Below are 18,127 nucleotides of genomic sequence, written 5' to 3'. Positions count from 1 at the left end.
GGAGCGCCCCCGGCATGTGCAACCCCGAGGACCCCCACCCCTGCACCGCCGGCGAGGCGCCCGAGGAGCTGGCCCGCAGCGACGCGCGCGGGCATGCCCAACGCCAACACGACGCCCTCAACGCCCTGGTGCGCGGCCAACTCGGCGACCCCAAACTCGGCGTGCACAAGGGCCTGCCCGTCACCGTGATCGTCTCCACCACCCTGCAAGAGCTCACCGCAGCCAGCGGGCATGCCGTCACCGCCGGCGGCACCCTATTGCCGATGCGCGATCTGATCCGCATGGCCAGCCACGCCCACCACTACCTGGCGGTCTTCGACAACCACGACAGCCGCCCGCTGTATCTGGGCCGCACCAAACGCATCGCCTCACCCGATCAGCGCATCGTGCTCTACGCCAGAGATCGCGGCTGCACCCGCCCCAACTGCGACGTGCCCGCCTACTGGTCTGAAGCCCACCACATGACCAGCTGGGCCCGCGGCGGCAAAACCGACATCACCGATTTGACCCTGGCCTGCAAACCCGACAACGGCATCGCCGAAAACGGCTGGCTCACAATACAAACAGCCGACGGCCAAACCCAATGGATCCCCCCACCACACCTCGACCACGGCCAACCCCGCACCAACAACTACCACCACCCCGAACGCTACAAACCCAACCACGACCCGCCGGGATCAGCGTGACCGAGCGCCCCGCTTCTCGCGCACGCGGACGTTGATGCGGATCGGACTGCCCTCGAAACCGAACGTCTCGCGCAGTCGTCGCTCCAGGAATCGCCGGTAGCCGGCCTCGAGGAAGCCGGTGGTGAACAGCACGAACGTCGGCGGGCGCGCGGTTGCCTGGGTGGCGAACAGGATACGGGGCTGCCGTCCGCCGCGCACCGGCGGCGGCGTCGCGGCCACCACCTCCTTGATCCAGGTGTTCAACCGACCGGTCGAGATCCGCGTATCCCATGACGCCAGAGCACTTTCCAGCGCCGGCACCAACTTCTGCACCGCCCGGCCCGTCTTCGCGGAGATGTTGACCCGCTGCGCCCAGCGCACCTGAACCAGCTCGCGGTCGATCTCCCGCTCCAGCAGATAGCGGCGATCCTCGTCGACCAGATCCCACTTGTTGAACGCCAGCACCAGCGCTCGCCCGGCCTCGATGACCATGGACAGCACCCGCTGATCCTGTTCGGTCAACGGCACCGACGCGTCGACCAACACGATCACCACCTCGGCGGCATCGATCGCGCCGTGGGTGCGCACCGACGCGTAGAACTCGTGTCCGCTGGCCTGCCCCACCTTGCGGCGCAAACCAGCAGTGTCGACGAAACGCCAGACCTTGCCGTCTATTTCGATCAGAGAGTCCACCGGATCGACCGTCGTACCGGCAACCTCGTGCACCACCGCCAACTCATCCCCCGCCAGCCGGTTCAGCAGTGAACTCTTACCGACATTGGGTTTCCCGACGAGAGCCACCCGCCGCGGGCCGCCGGACGTCGCCGCCGATTCGGCCACCTGCGGCAGCGCGGCAACCACGTCGTCGAGCAGGTCGGCCACGCCGCGGCCGTGCATCGCGCTGATCGCATACGGCTGGCCCAGCCCCAACGACCACAGGGCCGCGGCGTCCGCCTCGCCGCGCTCGCCGTCAACCTTGTTGGCGGCCAAGAACACTGGCTTGCCGGCACGACGCAAGATCCGGGCCGCGGAATCGTCGCCCGCGGTCGCGCCCACCACCGCGTCCACCACCAGGACCACCGCGTCGGCGGTGCGCATCGCCACCGCCGCCTGCTCGGCCACCAACTGCTGCAAGCCCTTGGCGTCGGGTTCCCAGCCGCCGGTGTCCTGCACAACGAAACGCCGCCCGGTCCACAGCGCGTCATACGACACCCGGTCGCGGGTCACGCCCGGAACGTCCTGCACTACCGCCTCCCGGCGGCCCAGGATCCGATTGACCAGCGTCGACTTGCCGACATTGGGCCGGCCCACCACCGCCACAACCGGCGGCGGCCCGGAAGCCTCGACGTCCCAGTCGCTTTCGTCGCTCCAGGTGCCGTCTGCACTCACCGGATCGCCTCGCTTCGTTGTTCAACCAACTCCAGCAGATAAGCGACCACCTCGTCTTCGGTCATCTCGCTGGTGTCCACGACCACCGCATCGTCAGCGGCCCGCAGCGGCGAGACCGCCCGCGTCGAATCCAGATGATCGCGGCGGCGTACGTCGGCCAGGACGCCGTCATAGTCGTCGGGCAGGCCCGCGGCGATGTTCTGCTCATTGCGCCGACGCGCGCGTGTCTCGGCTGATGCGGTCAGGAAGATCTTCACGTCGGCGTCGGGCAACACCACGGTCCCGATGTCGCGACCTTCGACCACGATGCTGCCGCCGTCCGCCAGCGAACGCTGCAGATCTACCAGTCGGGCCCGTACCGCGGGAACGGACGACACCGCCGAGACCGCCCGGGTTACCTCGTCACCGCGGATCTCGACCGAAACATCTTCCGAGCCAAGGCAACAGCGGTCCGCCTCCGGGTCGTAGCCGACTGACAACTGCACCCCAGCCGCAACGTCTCCGACCGCTGCCTCATCGGCGGGGTCGATTCCGGCCCGCAGCACCGCCAGCGTCACGATCCGATACATCGCGCCGGTGTCCAAATAACGCGCACGCAGTGCGCGCGCCAAACCTCTTGACACCGAAGACTTTCCGGTTCCAGCGGGTCCGTCCACGGCAACAATCACGCTCACAGGCCGACCGCCCGATACAGTTCGCCGATCTCATTGCGGCCCAAGGGGCGTACGCTGCCCGGCCGCTGCTGTCCCAGTGACACCGCGCCGATTTCGGTGCGCACCAATACCTGCACCGGGAAGCCGGCGGCGGCCAACAGCCGTCGCACAATGCGTTTGCGACCTTCGTGCAACGTCACCCGCACGAGCGTCTTGCCGGGGACGGTGTCCACCACCGCGAAATCGTCGACGGACGCCGGCCCGTCGTCCAATTCGATTCCCGCGCGGAGCTTCTTGCCGACCCCGCGGGGCACCGACCCGGCGACCGTCGCCACGTATGTCTTGGGCACCTCATAGGAGGGGTGCATCAGCCGGTGCGCCAGCTCACCGTCATTGGTCAGCAGGATCAGGCCCTCCGTGTCGGCGTCCAACCGGCCGACATGGAAAAGCTTCTCCTTCTGCTTTCCCCGCACCCGATGCTCGACCAGATCGCCGATGCAGGGCCGGCCGCGGTCGTCCGACATCGTCGAATGCACGCCGCGCGGCTTGTTGAGCGCCAGATACACCATCGAATCGTCGAGGACGATCCGCGCCCCGTCGACACGGATCACCGATACGTCCGGATCGACCCGGGTGCCCAATTCGGTGACCAGCTGTCCGTCGACCTCGACCCGGCCGTCGGTGATCATTTTTTCGGCGACCCGCCGTGATGCAATTCCGGCCTGCGACAACACTTTCTGCAGGCGCACACCGTCGGTCATTCCTGGTCCACGTCGAACGCCAGCGGCTGATCCGGCTCGGGGGCGCCGGAGAGTTTGACGAATCGTGGTTCGGAGTCCAGTGACTCGCTCAAATCATCGATCATGTCGACATCGGGAAGCAGCGGCGCGATGTCGGGCAGATCGGCCAGCGACGACAACCCCAGCCGCTCCAAGAACAGCTCGGTGGTGGCGAACGTCGTCGCGCCGGTATCGGGATCGGTGCCGGCCTCGGTGATCAGGCCGCGCGCCAGCAGGGTGCGCATCACGGCGTCGACGTTGACCCCGCGCACCGCGCTCACCCGAGCTCGGGTCACCGGCTGGCGGTAGGCCACCACCGCCAGTGTCTCCAGCGCGGCGCGGGTCAGCTTCGAGCGGGAGCCGTCCAGCAGCAGCCGCTCGACGTACGGCGCGTAGCGGGCGCGGGTGTACATCCGCCAGCCGCCGCCGGCCTCGCGCAGGTCGATACCGCTGTCACGGGCGGTGAGCTCGTCGGCCATCAGCCGCAGTTTGGCGGCGATCCGGTACACCGGCTGTTCGGTGGCCGTGGCCAGCGCCTCGACGGTCACCGGGGTGTCGACGACCAGCAGCAACGCCTCGAGCACCGCGCCCAGCTCGTCATCGGGCAGCTCCGGTGCGGTCGCGACGTCGATGCCCAGGTCGGCATCGGATGGTTGCTCGCTCATTGATCTCGAATTTCCAGGTCTTCATTGGTCGGCCGTTCTCCGGTCCATGAAACCTGGAGCACACCAAGCGGTTCTGACTGGTCGAATGCTACCGCCCGGGCCCGATACAGTTCGAGCAGCGCCAGGAACCGGCCGACGATCTCGATCGGCACCCGGCAATCGGCGACCAGCTCGGAAAACGACGCCCACTGCCCGATCCCGCGTGACTCCAGCAGCGAGAGCAGCTGACCCGCCTGCTCGGGCACCGACACCATCAGCTCATGCAGATGCTCGGTGGCCACCGTCGGCACCGGCCGCGGGGTGAATGCGGCGGCGGCGATCTGCGCGAACCGCTCCGCGTCGACGCCCAGCATCACCTCGGGCAGCAGCCCGGCGAACCGGTCCTCTAGCGACACCGCCCGGGGATAGCTGCGCAGCGCGGCGGCCTCCAGCTCGGCGAACATCTGCGCGACGTGCTTGAACGCCCGGTACTGCAGCAGCCGGGCGAACAGCAGGTCGCGCACCTCCAGCAGCGCCAGATCCTCCTCGTCGTCGACCTGGCCGGACGGCAGCAGCCGCGCCGCCTTGAGGTCGAGCAACGTCGCGGCGATCACCAGGAACGCGGTGGTCTCGTCCAGCGCCAACTGTGGGCCGATCGCCCGGGTGTAGGCGATGAAGTCGTCGGTGACCTGGTGCAGCGCCACCTCGGTGACGTCGAGGCGGTGCGCGAAGATCAGTTGCAGCAACAGGTCGAACGGCCCCTCGAAATTGGTCAGCCTGACCTGGAAGCCGTTGTGCGTCGCGGTGTCCGGGTTGCTCACGCGCCGAACCGGGCGATGACCTCGCGTGCCAGCGAGCGGTAGGCCTGCGCACCGGTCGATTTCGGCGCCCATGTCGTGATCGGTTCGCCGGCCACGCTGGTCTCCGGGAAGCGGACCGTCCGGGTGATGACGGTGTCGAACACCAGGTCGCCGAACCGCTCCACCACCCGGGCCATCACTTCGCGGGAGTTGACGGTGCGCGGGTCGAAACGCGTGATGAGGATGCCGCTGATCTCGAGCTTGGGATTGAGCCGGTCACGCACCTTGTCGACGGTGTCGGTCAAAAGCGCCAAACCGCGCAGCGAAAAGTACTCGCACTCGGTGGGAATGATGACGCCGTCGGAACCGGCCAGCCCGTTGACGGTCAGCAGACCCAGCGACGGCTGGCAGTCGATCAGCACGTAGTCGTAGCGGTCCAGCACGGGATGCAGGGCACGCGCCAGCGTTTGCTCGCGGCCCACCTCGTTGACCAGCTGGATCTCGGCCGCCGACAGATCGATGTTCGACGGCACCAGATCCATGTGCTTGACCCGGGTGTGGACCAGCACGTCCTCGATCGACACCCGCGGTTCGACCAGCAGGTTGTGGATGGTGTGGTCCAGTTCGTAGTGCGGCACGCCCAGACCCGCGGACAGCGCACCCTGCGGATCCATGTCCACCAGCAGCACTCGGCGGCCGTAGTCGGCCAGCGCGGCCCCCAGGTTGATCGCCGACGTGGTTTTGCCGACGCCGCCCTTCTGGTTGCACATCGCGACGACCTTCGCCGGGCCGTGCGCGGTCTTGGGTTTGGGTTCGGGAATTGTCCGCGGCGGCCGCCCGGTCAGGCCGACCTCGGCGCTGCTGTCGGCGTCGTCGGTCATTAGCGCCGCTCCTGCGTCCCGGCTACGCCGGCACCATCGTCGTCGGCGCGGCTCATGCCCAGAGCGTTCGGGTAATGGCGGACATCGCAGGAAAGTGTAGCGGTTTTGCGTGGTCGCGCCGGAAGACCCGCAGGCAAGGTAACCAGCGAATTCACCGGACGACTAGCGTGGTGCCACATGGGCCTCAAACAACGCATCCCGTTTCTGCGGTGGTCGGTCTGGCGGATGGCGACTGGTGCCCGCAACATCACCACGACCGGGCAGATCGGCGACGGGCGTGAGGCCGCCGCCGTCGCCTACGTGCTGAAGAACGCGAAAGCCGACGACATCGACGACGTGCTGGCCGCCATCGACCGGTTCGCCTACGAGAAGTCGCTGCTGATCAACGTCGGCGACGAGAAGGGGAAGTTGCTCGACGCGGCGGTCCGGCGCGCCGACCCGAAGCTGGCGCTGGAGCTGGGCACCTATTGCGGCTACGGCGCGCTGCGGATCGCCCGGGCCGCCCCGGCCGCCAAGGTGTATTCCGTCGAGCTCGCCGAGGCCAACGCCGTCAACGCCCGGGAGATCTGGGCGCATGCCGGGGTCGCCGACCGGGTGACGTGCGTGGTCGGCACGATCGGCGACGGCGGCCGCACGCTGGAGACGCTGGCCACCGAGCACGGGTTTACCGCGGGCGCCCTGGACTTTCTATTCCTCGACCACGACAAGGACGCGTACCTGACCGATCTGCAGAGCATCGTGGACCGCGGCTGGCTGCATCCGGGTTCGATCGTGGTCGCCGACAACGTTAAAGTGCCCGGCGCGCCGAAGTATCGCGAGTACATGCGCCGCCAGCAGGGCACGCTGTGGAACACCAACGAACACAAGGCGCACCTCGAATACCAGAGCCTGATCTCCGATCTGGTGCTGGAGTCGGAGTACCTGGGGTAAGCGCTGCGCGAGTGTGCGCAGAACCGGGTTTCGTGTCGGCGTGTCGGCCGTGGACACGCACGCTCGCGGCAAAGAGGGGTTAGCGCGCCCGCGGGTGGGCCCCGGCCCACACCTCGCGCAGCGCATGCACGGTCACCAGCGTGTAGATCTGCGTCGTCGTCACGGAGGCGTGGCCTAACAGCTCCTGGACCACCCGCACGTCGGCGCCGCCGTCCAGCAGATGTGTGGCGAATGAATGCCGCAGCGTGTGCGGTGACACCCCCGAGGTGATGCCGGCCCGTTCGGCGGCGTCCTGCAGTACCTGCCAGGCGCTTTGCCGCGACAACCGGCTGCCGCGGGCGTTGAGGAAGATCGCCGGTGTGCCGCGCCCACGCCGCGCCAGGTCCGGCCTCCCCCGCACCAAGTAGGCGTCCAGGGCCTGCACGGCCGGACGCCCCACCGGCACCAGCCGCTGCTTTCCGCCCTTGCCGCGCAGCAGCACCGACCGGTCGTGCGTGTCGACGTCGTCCACGTCGAGTCCCACCGCCTCGGAAATCCGGGCCCCGGTGGAGTACAGCAGCTCCAGCAGCGCCCGGTTGCGCAACGTCAGCGGCCCGTCCGAGGGACCGTCGCCGCCGGCACCGTCCAGCAGCGCCAAAACCTCGTCCACAGATAGGCTTTTCGGCAGCCGGCGCCCCGGCGTCGGCGGCTTGACCGCGCGCGCCACGTCCAGTTCGGCCAGCCCTTCCGCCGCGGCGAACCGGTGCAGGCCGCGCACCGCGATCAGCGTCCGCGCCGCCGACACCGCCGACAGCGGCGACACACCGGCCTCCGGGTTGCCCTGCCGCAGCGCCACCAGGAAGTCGCTGACGTCGTCCTCGGTCACCTTGGCCAAATCGTCGATGCCGCGCAGCGCCAGGTGCTCGGAGTAGCGACGCAGGTCGCGACGGTACGAGCTCAACGTGTTGGCCGCCACCCCCCGCTCGATCGTCAGATGATCGAGATAACCCTGCAGCTGTGACTCCAGCGGCGGCGCTAACGTCGTCATCGTGCGGCCTGTCGTTTCGCGAACGCCGTCGGCTTGTCAATCCAAGGCGCGTCCACCGGCCGCGGCTCGGCGATACCGCGGCGCACCGCGTGGGCGGCTAAAATCCCGGAAACTGCAAGGGAATTCACGATCTCACCGCTGAACACCTGATGGACCGCCTCGTCGAGGGCAAACCAGCGCAACGTCATGTCGGCCTCTTCGTCGTGCGCCTCGGGTCGGTCCACTTGCGCCAAACCGGTGGCCAGGTAGACCCGCACCGACTCGTCGCTGAATCCGGGCGTGGAATCGAGATCGACCAGCACGTGCCAAGTCTCGGCCTGCAGGCCCGCCTCTTCACGCAGTTCCCGTGCCGCGGTCAGATGTGGCGACTCACCGTCGACATCGAGCAGGCCTGCCGGCAGCTCCCACAGCCGTCTGCCGAACGGGTGGCGGTACTGGTAGACCAGTGGGAGGTTGCCTTCGTCGTCCAGCGCGACGACGGCAACCGCACCGTAGTGCTCGACCACCTCGCGGGTGACCGTTTTACCGCCAGGCATCCGGACATGGTCGGTGCGAAGCGCGAATATCTTTCCGGTGTGCAGTGTTTCGGACGACGTGGTCTCGAAAACGTGCTCACCCACGGGTCACGGGTTCGGCTAGTGAGGCGCTGACGCCGTCGCGGTGTTCGTTGCCGTTGGCCCGGTGCTCGGGGATCTCCACCGGCAGCCGCTCGGCCGCCTTGTAGTCCAGCGCCGCCCCCACGAATGCAGCGAACAACGGGTGCGGACGGGTGGGCCGGCTCTTCAGTTCGGGATGCGCTTGGGTGCCGACGATGAACGGGTAAGTCTCGGCGGGATATTCGACGAACTCGACCAGATGGCCGTCGGGCGACGTGCCGGAAAATTTCAGCCCGCTTTCGGCGATCTTCTCGCGGTAGGCGTTGTTGACTTCGTAGCGATGTCGGTGTCGCTCGGTCACTTGTGTCGACTGATATGCCTGCGCGACAATGGAATCCGGCTCGAGCACCGCGGGGTAGGAGCCGAGCCGCATGGTGCCGCCGAGATCCGCCTCGCCCGCGACGATGTCCTGCTGGTCGGCCATCGTGGAGATGACGGGGTCTGGCGTTGCCGGGTCGAACTCGGCGGAGTTGGCCTGCGTCAGGCCGACCGAACGAGCGGCTTCGATCACGATGCACTGCAAACCAAGACACAGGCCCAGCACTGGCAGTCCCCTGGACCGCGCATAGCTGATGGCGCCGATCTTGCCTTCGATACCGCGGATACCGAACCCGCCGGGGATCAGTACACCGTCCACGTCGCCCAGCACTGCCGCGGCGCCGCTTGCGGTTTCGCAGTCGTCGGAGGCCACCCAGCGCATCTCGACCTTGGCATGGTGCTTGAACCCGCCGGCGCGCAGCGCCTCGGCGACCGAAAGGTAGGCATCGGAAAGGTCGACGTACTTGCCCACCAAAGCAATTCGCACGGTCTCGTGCGGCTCGTGCACCCGTCGCAGCAGGTCGTCCCATTCGGTCCAGTCGACGTCGCGGAACGGCAGGTTGAGCCGGCGCACCACGTACGCGTCGAGCTCCTCGCGGTGCAGCACCTTGGGGATGTCGTAGATCGAGGGCGCGTCGGGCGTGGAGATGACGCCGTCGATATCGACGTCACACATCAGCGCGATCTTGTTCTTCAGCGGCTCGGGAACGTCGCGGTCACAGCGCAGGATCAACGCATCCGGCGTGATACCGATGCTGCGCAGCGCCGCCACCGAGTGCTGGGTCGGTTTGGTCTTCAATTCGCCTGATGGCGCCAGATAGGGCACCAGCGACACGTGCAGGAAAAAGACGTTCTCCCGGCCGAGGTCGTGACGCACCTGACGTGCCGCCTCCAGGAACGGCTGTGACTCGATATCGCCTACGGTGCCGCCGATTTCGGTGATCACGACGTCTGGACGGTTGCCGTCGGCGTCCGGCTCGGCCATCGCCAGGATCCGCCGCTTGATCTCGTCGGTGATATGCGGGATCACCTGGACGGTGTCACCGAGGTATTCGCCCCGGCGTTCCTTGGCGATCACCGTCGAATACACCTGTCCGGTAGTGACATTCGCCGAACCAGACAGGTCACGGTCGAGGAACCGCTCGTAATGACCGACGTCGAGATCGGTCTCGGCGCCGTCCTCTGTGACGAAAACCTCGCCGTGCTGGAAGGGGTTCATGGTGCCCGGGTCGACGTTCAGGTAGGGATCGAGCTTCTGCATCGTCACCTGCAACCCGCGCGCGGTCAGCAACTGTCCGAGACTGCTGGCGGTCAACCCTTTGCCAAGCGAGGAGACGACGCCGCCGCTGACGAAGAGGTGCTTGGTGGCGGTTTGCGGATGCTTACGCAAAAGAGCAACCTCCGTGAAGACGGCGCAGGGTTGGCTTCCGACCCACGGAACCCCACCCTAACACTGACCTCGCGGACCGGTCGCTGACACGCCCGGCCGCCGCTACTGCGCGACCGTGAGGGCGCCGGCGCCGTGACCGATGCCGTACTGGCCGGTGCGTCCGCCGTTGACCAGGTCGGCCAGCCCCAGGACGGCGGTGATCCGCCCGGGTTCGGCGTCCACGTCGTCGACGGTGCTGATCGCCGAGGCGACGCCCGCGTCGGCGCGGGCCACTGCGACCGCGGCCGTTCCGACCGACGACCCGTCGCGCCCGGCCAGCACCACGCCCGAACCGTGCGGGGCCAGTCCCGCGGCGAAGCGCGCCACGGTCGCCCCCTGGTTGCCGGCGTCGTCGCCGAGGCCGCCGCCGGTGATCACCAGCGCGGCGTTGGATGCGCCGATGTGCTGGTCGCGGTAGGCGATAAATCCGGTGTCGCGCAGTGCAGCCAGCACGGTGTCGCGCTGGGTGTCGTCGACGGGCAGAACCGCAGGATCCCGGTTGATCAATAGTGCGATGCCCAGCAGGTCGCCGGCCTGCGAGCCCTGGTCCACCAGCTTGGTGCTCAACTGGGCACCCGCCGGCACGATGGACGAGTTCACCACCGAACGCAGTTTCTCCGCGGAGTTGGCGTCGACGAACTCCTGCGTCAGCGACACCGTGCCGCTGACCGCTCCCCCGGCCTGACCGATGACCTGCGACAGCGCGTCGACGTCGTCGTCGTGTGCATCCGGAGTGCGGAAGACGACGACGGACTTGCCGGTCAGCGCGTCATGAACAATCCGCCCCGCCATCTGCGCATCGAAAGCGTTTGCCGCGGTGAGCTTTTCATTCAAGACGTTTTTCTGGTCGTTCAGTGAGTTGATCTGGGAGTGCAGATCGCGCTTTTCCTCGCGCAGTCCCGACAGCAATGTGTCCGACAGCACGCCCGAGCCCAGGACGACTCCGACCGCCAGCGCAAGGAACACTGCGGCCAGCGAAATCGCGTGGTGCCGTAGGGAGATCACTGTTCTAGCTGACCCAGCCCTGGACCCAGAGGGAGAATCGGTTCCAGTACTCCACGACCCAGTGCATCACCAGGGCGTCGGTACGTGAGACCCACAGCATGATGCTGATCGCGATCAGCATCGCCAACACCAGGAACGCGATGGCACCGGCCGAAATCCGGTTGCGGTACAACGTGGCAACCGCCTTGGCGTCCACCAGCTTTTCCCCCACCCGCAGCCGGGTCAGGAACGTCGAGGGGTTGCTCTGCTGGCGGGTCCGGTCGAAAAACGTCTCGATGTTGGCGGTATGCCCCGCGGTCACCAGCAATGCGGCGCCGTGATGATCGGCCAGGAGCAGCGCCAGGTCCATGGGGGAACCGGCGGCCGGGAATGTCCTTGCACCGACGCCGAGATCCTGGATGCGCTCCAGGCCGGGCGCGTGGCCGTCGGCGTCGGCCGGCAACACCACCTGCGCGCCGCATTTGAGGACGTCGGCGCTCATTTGGCTCGGGTCACCGACGATGATCTGCGGGCGATAACCCGCCTTGCGCACCACGTCGGCGCCCGTGCCGACGCCGATCAGCACGGGTTGGTATTCCTTGATGAACGGCTTGAGGCGCTTGAGGTCTTCCTCGGCCTGCGGCTCGTCGCCGACCACCACTACGTGCCGGCGGCGCAAATCGACGTCGATGTCGGGGATGCCGATTCCGTCGATCAGCAGCGGGCTTTCGCTGCGGATGAATTCAATTGTGTTGCCCGCGAAGGCTTCCAGGTGCGCAACCAGGCCGCTCTTGGCCTCCTGCATCAGGTCGGCGATCTCGTGGTCCGTGCGCTCGGTGCCCCGGACCAGCCGCCGATCGCCGGAGTAGACCCCGCCGTTGTACAGCCGGATCTTGGCGCCGTCCTTGACCTTCTTGAAGACCTCGGGGCCGGTCTCGTCGATGAGCGTGACACCGTTGGCCACCAACACCTCTGGGCCCTGATTGGGATAGCGTCCCGACACCGACGGGGACGCGTTGACGACGGCGGCGATCTCGGCGTCAACGAGCGCGTCGGCGGTGATCCGGTCCAGGTCCAGCACGTCCAGCACCACGATGTCGCCGGGGCATACGCGTCGCAGCAGCCGGTCGATGTCGCGGTCGACGCGGGCGGTACCGACGACACCCGGCCGCTCGGTGTTACGGGACAAAAGCGCTGACATCCTCATGCGGCGATTCTGTCGGCGAACCCGCGGTCAGACGTGGAGGCGCGCCGTAACAGGAGCCTCAGAAGTTGAATCTTGTCACATCTGTCACAAGCAAAGAAGTGGTCAGGAGGCCGCGATCCGATCACATTGCGCGGCCTCGAGCAGTTCGCGGGCGTGGGCGCGGCCGCTGTCGGACTCACCGAGCCCGGCCAGCATCCTGGCCAGCTCGGCCACCCGCTCGTCGCCGTCGAGACGCCGTACCCCGCTGGCGCCGTCCCGCCCGGTGCTGTCCACCATCAGGTGCACGTCGGCGTAGGCGGCCACCTGCGGCAGGTGCGTCACCACGATCACCTGCTGGCTGCGGGCCAACCGCGCCAGCCGGCGACCGATCTGCACCGCCGCCCGGCCACCGACGCCGGCGTCGACCTCGTCGAACACCATCGTGGTGCCCGCCGTCTGTTTTCGCGATGTCGCCAGCACCACCTCGAGGGCCAGCATCACCCGGGACAGCTCGCCGCCGGACGCGCTCTTGGACAACGGCAGCACCGTCATGCCGCGGTGGGCGGCGAAGCCGAACTCGATCTGGTCGATGCCGTCCCCGCCGGCGTGCACGCGCGCTCCCGAAGGCAGCGTCAGCGCGGCGGCGTCGTCGCCACCGGCCGACAGCGTGGTCACCGTGATCGTGAATTCGGCGTCGGCCATTGCGAGGCCGGACAGCTCAGCGGTGACCGCTTTGGCCAGTCGCTTGGCTGCTTGGCCGCGAGACTTGCTGAGATCCGCTGCAGCGTCGGCTAATTGGGCTGCCAATTCGTCGACGCGGCGCTGCAGCCCGGTTAATGCTTCTTCGGATACATCCAACTGGGCCAGCCGTTCTCGCGATTCGCGGGCCCACGCCAGCACTCCGTCGATGTCGGCGGCGTATTTGCGGGTCAGCGTGCGCAACTCGGCCTGACGGGCCAGCTTGGTGTCCAATGCGCTGGCATCGGCGGGGAGTTCGCTCAGGTATGCGCCAAGTTCCCGAGCGGTATCGTCGACCACCGTCAGCGCCTCGTCGAGTTGATCGGCCAGCCCGCGCAGCGTGGTGTCATCGGTCGACTCCAGTGCCGCCTTGGCCCGGGCCAGGCAGTCCGACGCCGCGGCGGGCCCGGATTCCGCGGTGTCCTCGGCAGCTCCGGACAACGCCGCACGGGCACGTGCGGCCGCCTCCCGCAACGCATCCAGTTCGGAGAGGCGGCGAATGTCGTCGATCAGCGCGTCGTCCTCACCGGGCGCCGGGTCCACCATGTCGATCTCGTGCAACGCGAATTTGAGCCGATCGGCCTCCTGCGCCAATTCGCGTGCCCGGTCGCTGCGGTCGATGAGGTCACGTCGCGCCGATAGCCACGCGTCGCGCAGTTTGCGGTATCGCTCCAGCCGCGCACCGACGTCGGCGAACCGGTCGAGCGCAGCGCGTTGCTCGTCGGGCCGCATCAGGCGCAGCTGGTCGTTCTGCCCATGCAGGGTAAGCAATTCCGCGGTGAAACCGCTCAGCGACTTGGCCGGCACGCTGCGGCCGCCGAGGTAGGCGCGTGACGGCCCGTCGCGGCTGACCGAACGCAACGCGATCACGCTGCCGTCCTCGTCCCGATCGGCCCCGGCGGCGTCGAGTATCCCGTCGATGCGTGATGCCGCGGTCTCGTCGAGATCGACTGTGCTGAAACGACCTTCGACGACCGCACGGCCGGCTCCGGAACGCACCCGGGTGGCGTCGGCGCGTGCGCCGCCGAGCAGGTGCAGCCCGGTGACCACCATGGTCTTTCCGGTGCCGGTTTCGCCGGTCAGCACCGTCAGGCCGCGGTCGAACTCCGCGGTCGCGACGCTGATGGCGCCGAGCGACTCGATCCGTATTTCGGTCAGCACGGCTATTGCCCGCGCCAGCCCGTGACCGGCAGCCGGAACTTTCGCACCAGACGGTCGGTGAACGGCGCACTGTCCAATCGCGCCCATTTCACGGCCGTCTCGCACCGCGTCACCTCGAGCCTTCCGCCCGCGGGCACCCGCATCTCCCGGCGGCCGTCGCAGAACACCAGCGCGTCGTGCCCACCCGCCTCGATTTCGATCGCGACGGTGGCGTCGGGGCTGGTCACCATCGGCCGGGCGAACAGCGCGTGAGCGTTGTTGGGGACCACCAGGATTGCCTCCAGGTCCGGCCACAGCACCGGCCCGCCGGCGGAGAACGCGTACGCGGTGGATCCGGTCGGTGTCGACACCAGCACCCCGTCGCAGCCGAACGTCGACACCGGGCGGCCGTCGACCTCGACGACCACGCCGAGGACTCCCAGTCGCGGACCCTTCTCCAGGCTGGCGTCGTTGAGCGCCCATCCGCGGTCGATGACGCGGCCCCCGGCGCGGACCGCGACGTCGAGCGTCAACCGCTCCTCCACCCGGTAGGTCCGGGCGATGACATGCTCGAGCACGGTGTCGATATGCTCCGCCTCCGCTTCGGCCAAGAAGCCGATGCGGCCCAGGTTGACGCCCAGCACCGGAATGCTCGCATTGCGTGCCAGCTCGGCAGCTCGCAAGAACGTGCCGTCGCCGCCGAGCACAATCACCAGTTCGCATCCGTCGGCGGCGCGCGGATCGGCGTCGACCACGTCGATGTCGACGCCCAACGCGCGCATGTCGTCGGGCGCCAAGTGCAGCGATCCCCGGTCGACAGCCTCGGCCGACAGCATGCGCAGCCCAATGCCGTTGTCGCCCAGCACTTTCTCGACACGGCGCGCGGTCTCGGTCGCCTCCTCGCGGCCGGTGTGCACCACCAGCAGAACAGTGCGTTCCTTGGTCATTGCGGCCCCTCGGCGACGGCGTCGGTCACTGCGCGCACCAGCGCATCGTCCAACAAGCCTTGATTCGTGCGCAGCCACAGGAAGTATTCGACGTTGCCCGACGGCCCCGGTAGCGGGCTGGCGGTGACGGCGATCGTGTGCCAGCCCAGTTTTTCGGCGGTTCGCGCCACGCTGAGTACGGCGTCGGCCCGCAACGCCGGATCGTGTACCACTCCGCCGGCTCCGACCTGGCCTTTGCCCACCTCGAACTGCGGCTTCACCATGGGAACGATATCGGCGCCGGGCGACGCGCACTCAGCCAGCGCGGGCAACACCGTCGTCAGCGAGATGAACGACAGGTCGGCCACTATCACGTCGACCGGGCCGCCGATGACCGCCGCCGACAAGTTCCGGGCATTGGTTCGCTCGACGACGACGACCCGTGGATCCGAGCGCAGCGGCCAGGCCAGCTGGCCGTAGCCGACGTCCGCGGCAATCACCTCACGGGCTCCGCGGTCCAGCAGCACTTGCGTGAATCCACCGGTTGACGCGCCGGCGTCCAGACAGCGACGGCCTTCGACGCTGATGCCGAAGGTGTCGAGCGCACCGATCAGTTTGTGGGCACCACGCGACACCCAGGCGCGGTCGGCATCGTCGGCCACACGCAGGGTCGCGGTGACCGCGACTGCGGTGGCGGGTTTGACCGCCGGCATGCCGTCGATGCTCACCTTGCCGGCACCGATCAGTTCGGCGGCCTGCTGGCGGGATCGCGCCAGTCCGCGCCGAACCAATTCGACGTCAACACGGGCACGCCGTGGCACGCAGTCAGCCCTTCTCCGCCATCTCCAGAGCGCGCACCAGCGTGTCGTGCGCCTCGGAAAGACGGCGCGCTATTTCCTCGAGTTTGGCCTCGTCAAGCTCGTTCACGTCGTCGTCAAGCTCGGGCAGCTCGGCGAGCACAGCGTCGATCTGGGCGCGAATCTGATCAGGTTCCATAGTCATTGCGCTCCTAACGCTAGCCGATTTACGCCAGGGACCAGCGCTGCAGGGCGTTACGGGCGGTGTCGTCGCCCGCCTTGATGGTGACGGGGCCGTCGTCGGTATCCGCGTCCCACACCGCGCTGGCAACGGCACGAACAATCGACAAGCCGTCGCCGCCCTCGTCGTCACCGCGGCTGCTGACGGTCAGCGTTGCATCTCGAATCTCGACATGCCAGGCCCGCTGTGGCGCTACCGCGACCACGTCGGTCTCCTGGTGCAGGGAGCGCAAGTCGTGGCCAATATGCGTGGGCCGTTGTGCAGGTATGGCATGCACCGCATCGCGCGCGGAATTGACCCCGGTGAGCACCATCATGCTGGGCAGCCCTGCCGCGTTGGCCCCGGCGATATCGGTGTCCAGCCGGTCCCCGACAACCAGCGGTGCGCGAAAGTCGCCGCGCGCCAACGCATCTTCGATAAGCGCGGGCGCCGGTTTGCCGGCTATCTGCGGTTCGGCGTCGGTGGCGGTTTTCAGCGCGGCCACCATAGCCCCGTTGCCGGGCAGCAGTCCGCGCTCCGACGGCAGGGTGGGGTCGACGTTGGCTGCCACCCACAGCGCCCCGGCCCGGATAGCCAACGCGGCCTCGGCCAGGTCCGTCCAGCAGGTTTGCGGCGAGTGGCCCTGCACGACGGCGTCGGGCTTGTCCTGCGCCAGCCGCACCGGCTGCAATCCGACCGCGGCGATCTCGTCGGCCAGCGACTCGGTGCCGACGATCAGCACGCGGGAGTCGGGGGGCAGCTGGCCGGCCAGCACGTGGGCGGCGGTGTGCGCGCTGGTGACGACGGCGTCGCCGGTGGCGTCCAGGCCGAGATCGCGTAGATGGGCCGCCACCTCGTCCGCGCTACGGGAGGCGTTGTTGGTGATGAACAGCTTGCGGCCGGGCGCCTTGTCCAGCGACTCCACCGCGCCGTCGGTCAGCTGGTGACCGCGAAACACCGTGCCGTCGAGGTCCAGAAGCAGGCAATCGTAGTCCTGCGCAAGCGTTCCCACGTCAGCCGAGCTCACTCACCCGGTCTTCGGCGTCGGTGACACCGTCGACATCGGCGGCCGCGGCGCGCAGGAACCACTGCAGCGCCTCGTCGCCGCGGTCGAGGGCCAGCAGTGTGTCGGCGTAGGCGTAGAACAACCGGGCGGCGGTCGTTCCGGTGCGCGCCGGATCGAGCTGCGGGGTGGACAGCACCATCAGCGCCTGTTCGAGCTGGCCGAGGTCCGCGCGGGCGCCCGCGGCGACAATGCGCAGCTCATCGGCGTCATCGCCGCTGAGTTGCGCCGCTTCGGGGCCGCGCGCCAACTCGACGGCGCGTTCGGGCCGGCCGAGACCGCGTTCGCAATCGGCGATCAGCGCAAGCAGCGACGATTTGCTGCCCATCCGGCGGGCGGCCCGCAACTCCGCCAGGGCTTGCGCCCAGTCGCCGCAACGGTAAGCCGCGATCCCGACCGCTTCGCGGACCGCGGCGATGCGGCCGGACCGGGCGCGGGCCGCCCGCGCGTGCTCCAGCGCGGCTTGCGGGTCATCGTCGAGCAACTCACCGGCAGCGACCAGGTGGCGGGCCACGGCATCGGCGGTGGCCCGGTCCAAAGTGCTGAGCTCACGCCGGATTTCGGGCGCGAGTTGGCGCGGCTCGATGTCGGGTGGGACCGGCGGTGTAGCGCGGTTGTCGTCGTTGTGCGGGGGTTGCGGCTGGGCTCGGCGCGCCCGGCCCGGGCCCGATTGGGGCCCTCGCGGCCCGCGCCGCCGTCCCCGTTCCTCCCGGCCGTTGTGCGTGTCCACTCGTGCCATTCACCTCCGATTACATCCCTGGATCAAAGGATACGGGTACATTCAACGGCGCCATAATTAAGCATCGGTCAAGCGCAATTTCTGCAAATTAAAAAAGGGCACCTTGTGGGTGCCCTTTTTTGTGGGTGTTCGGCGGTGTCCTACTTTTCCACCCGGGGTGGGT

Annotated in this window: 19 protein-coding genes; 2 read left to right on the top strand and 17 right to left on the bottom strand. The window is 68.0% G+C overall.

Going from position 1 to position 18,127, the window contains the following annotated elements; genetic code table 11:
* The coding region (locus tag AWB95_RS22535) for an HNH endonuclease signature motif containing protein (RefSeq protein ID WP_139818541.1) at positions 1-686 on the top strand (686 nt) is incomplete at its 5' end.
* Here AWB95_RS22535 and der read toward each other — a convergent pair.
* From der to AWB95_RS22505, 6 genes are read right to left on the bottom strand one after another with little or no spacing between them, the layout of a single operon-like run.
* Positions 678-2,054, bottom strand: coding sequence for a ribosome biogenesis GTPase Der (gene der / locus AWB95_RS22530; RefSeq protein ID WP_085168667.1), 1,377 nt, complete (start codon positions 2,052-2,054; stop codon positions 678-680). The two genes, AWB95_RS22535 and der, sit on opposite strands and share 9 nt — an antisense overlap.
* Positions 2,051-2,728 (bottom strand): (d)CMP kinase, encoded by a 678-nt coding sequence (gene cmk, locus AWB95_RS22525; RefSeq protein WP_062538632.1) that lies wholly within the window; start codon positions 2,726-2,728, stop codon positions 2,051-2,053. Before cmk ends, der begins: the two co-directional genes overlap by 4 nt.
* Entirely contained in the window at positions 2,725-3,468 is a 744-nt protein-coding gene (locus tag AWB95_RS22520; RefSeq protein WP_062538631.1) for a pseudouridine synthase, read from the bottom strand. Before AWB95_RS22520 ends, cmk begins: the two co-directional genes overlap by 4 nt.
* On the bottom strand, positions 3,465-4,151 hold the full coding sequence (scpB, locus tag AWB95_RS22515) for an SMC-Scp complex subunit ScpB (protein ID WP_062538630.1): 687 nt from the start codon (positions 4,149-4,151) through the stop codon (positions 3,465-3,467). The genes AWB95_RS22520 and scpB overlap by 4 nt, the downstream gene beginning before the upstream one ends.
* Complete coding sequence (locus AWB95_RS22510) at positions 4,148-4,951, bottom strand: segregation/condensation protein A (RefSeq protein ID WP_062538629.1); 804 nt, start codon at positions 4,949-4,951, stop codon at positions 4,148-4,150. The genes scpB and AWB95_RS22510 overlap by 4 nt, the downstream gene beginning before the upstream one ends.
* Positions 4,948-5,811 (bottom strand): ParA family protein, encoded by an 864-nt coding sequence (locus AWB95_RS22505; RefSeq protein ID WP_062538628.1) that lies wholly within the window; start codon positions 5,809-5,811, stop codon positions 4,948-4,950. Before AWB95_RS22505 ends, AWB95_RS22510 begins: the two co-directional genes overlap by 4 nt.
* Before the next feature lie 177 nt (positions 5,812-5,988).
* Here AWB95_RS22505 and AWB95_RS22500 point away from each other — a divergent pair, with 177 nt between their 5' ends.
* Positions 5,989-6,741 carry an O-methyltransferase gene (locus tag AWB95_RS22500; RefSeq protein WP_062538627.1) on the top strand — a complete coding sequence of 251 codons (753 nt, stop codon included), beginning with the start codon at positions 5,989-5,991 and terminating at the stop codon, positions 6,739-6,741.
* Positions 6,742-6,820: 79 nt separating this feature from the next.
* On the opposite strand, the gene xerD is transcribed toward AWB95_RS22500, so the two are convergent.
* The 11 genes from xerD to AWB95_RS22450 all read right to left on the bottom strand — a co-directional run bounded on the left by xerD (position 6,821) and on the right by AWB95_RS22450 (position 17,964).
* A complete protein-coding gene (xerD, locus tag AWB95_RS22495; protein WP_062538626.1) occupies positions 6,821-7,768 on the bottom strand; it encodes a site-specific tyrosine recombinase XerD in 948 nt (315 codons plus the stop codon).
* Positions 7,765-8,388 carry an NUDIX domain-containing protein gene (locus AWB95_RS22490; protein ID WP_062538625.1) on the bottom strand — a complete coding sequence of 208 codons (624 nt, stop codon included), beginning with the start codon at positions 8,386-8,388 and terminating at the stop codon, positions 7,765-7,767. The genes xerD and AWB95_RS22490 overlap by 4 nt, the downstream gene beginning before the upstream one ends.
* The gene (gene pyrG / locus AWB95_RS22485) at positions 8,381-10,132 is read right to left on the bottom strand and encodes a CTP synthase (protein WP_062538624.1); all 1,752 of its coding nucleotides are present in this window, start codon (positions 10,130-10,132) and stop codon (positions 8,381-8,383) included. The genes AWB95_RS22490 and pyrG overlap by 8 nt, the downstream gene beginning before the upstream one ends.
* Positions 10,133-10,234: 102 nt before the next feature.
* A complete protein-coding gene (locus AWB95_RS22480) occupies positions 10,235-11,176 on the bottom strand; it encodes a copper transporter (protein WP_085168666.1) in 942 nt (313 codons plus the stop codon).
* A 4-nt stretch (positions 11,177-11,180) separates the two neighbouring features.
* On the bottom strand, positions 11,181-12,362 hold the full coding sequence (gene steA, locus AWB95_RS22475) for a putative cytokinetic ring protein SteA (RefSeq protein WP_062540933.1): 1,182 nt from the start codon (positions 12,360-12,362) through the stop codon (positions 11,181-11,183).
* Between the two features lie 102 nt (positions 12,363-12,464).
* Positions 12,465-14,240: a DNA repair protein RecN gene (gene recN / locus AWB95_RS22470; protein ID WP_062540934.1), complete on the bottom strand. Its 1,776-nt coding sequence runs from the start codon at positions 14,238-14,240 to the stop codon at positions 12,465-12,467.
* 2 nt (positions 14,241-14,242) lie between these two features.
* Positions 14,243-15,166, bottom strand: a complete 924-nt coding sequence (locus AWB95_RS22465) for an NAD kinase (RefSeq protein WP_062540935.1) — start codon at positions 15,164-15,166, stop codon at positions 14,243-14,245.
* Entirely contained in the window at positions 15,163-15,966 is an 804-nt protein-coding gene (locus tag AWB95_RS22460; protein WP_062540936.1) for a TlyA family RNA methyltransferase, read from the bottom strand. Before AWB95_RS22460 ends, AWB95_RS22465 begins: the two co-directional genes overlap by 4 nt.
* Positions 15,967-15,970: 4 nt before the next feature.
* Complete coding sequence (locus AWB95_RS23415) at positions 15,971-16,147, bottom strand: hypothetical protein (protein ID WP_099539790.1); 177 nt, start codon at positions 16,145-16,147, stop codon at positions 15,971-15,973.
* Between the two features lie 22 nt (positions 16,148-16,169).
* Positions 16,170-17,174: an HAD-IIA family hydrolase gene (locus AWB95_RS22455; RefSeq protein WP_062540937.1), complete on the bottom strand. Its 1,005-nt coding sequence runs from the start codon at positions 17,172-17,174 to the stop codon at positions 16,170-16,172.
* A gap of 1 nt (position 17,175) precedes the next feature.
* Positions 17,176-17,964: a tetratricopeptide repeat protein gene (locus AWB95_RS22450; RefSeq protein WP_238600954.1), complete on the bottom strand. Its 789-nt coding sequence runs from the start codon at positions 17,962-17,964 to the stop codon at positions 17,176-17,178.
* Positions 17,965-18,127: the final 163 nt, after the last annotated feature.

This window comes from Mycobacterium celatum, from assembly GCF_002101595.1.
GTDB classification, from domain to species: domain Bacteria; phylum Actinomycetota; class Actinomycetes; order Mycobacteriales; family Mycobacteriaceae; genus Mycobacterium; species Mycobacterium celatum.
The sequence above is the reverse complement of the archived record's forward strand: the minus strand, read 5'-3'. Positions and strand labels throughout refer to the sequence as shown.

Coding starts and splice junctions, on each gene's coding strand:
- AWB95_RS22520 (WP_062538631.1), bottom strand. CDS start 3,468: ATGACCGACGGTGTGCGCCTGCAGAAAGTGTTGTCGCAGGCCGGAATT.
- scpB (WP_062538630.1), bottom strand. CDS start 4,151: ATGAGCGAGCAACCATCCGATGCCGACCTGGGCATCGACGTCGCGACC.
- AWB95_RS22505 (WP_062538628.1), bottom strand. CDS start 5,811: ATGACCGACGACGCCGACAGCAGCGCCGAGGTCGGCCTGACCGGGCGG.
- AWB95_RS22500 (WP_062538627.1), top strand. CDS start 5,989: ATGGGCCTCAAACAACGCATCCCGTTTCTGCGGTGGTCGGTCTGGCGG.
- xerD (WP_062538626.1), bottom strand. CDS start 7,768: ATGACGACGTTAGCGCCGCCGCTGGAGTCACAGCTGCAGGGTTATCTC.
- steA (WP_062540933.1), bottom strand. CDS start 12,362: ATGAGGATGTCAGCGCTTTTGTCCCGTAACACCGAGCGGCCGGGTGTC.
- AWB95_RS22465 (WP_062540935.1), bottom strand. CDS start 15,166: ATGACCAAGGAACGCACTGTTCTGCTGGTGGTGCACACCGGCCGCGAG.
- AWB95_RS23415 (WP_099539790.1), bottom strand. CDS start 16,147: ATGACTATGGAACCTGATCAGATTCGCGCCCAGATCGACGCTGTGCTC.
- AWB95_RS22450 (WP_238600954.1), bottom strand. CDS start 17,964: ATGGCACGAGTGGACACGCACAACGGCCGGGAGGAACGGGGACGGCGG.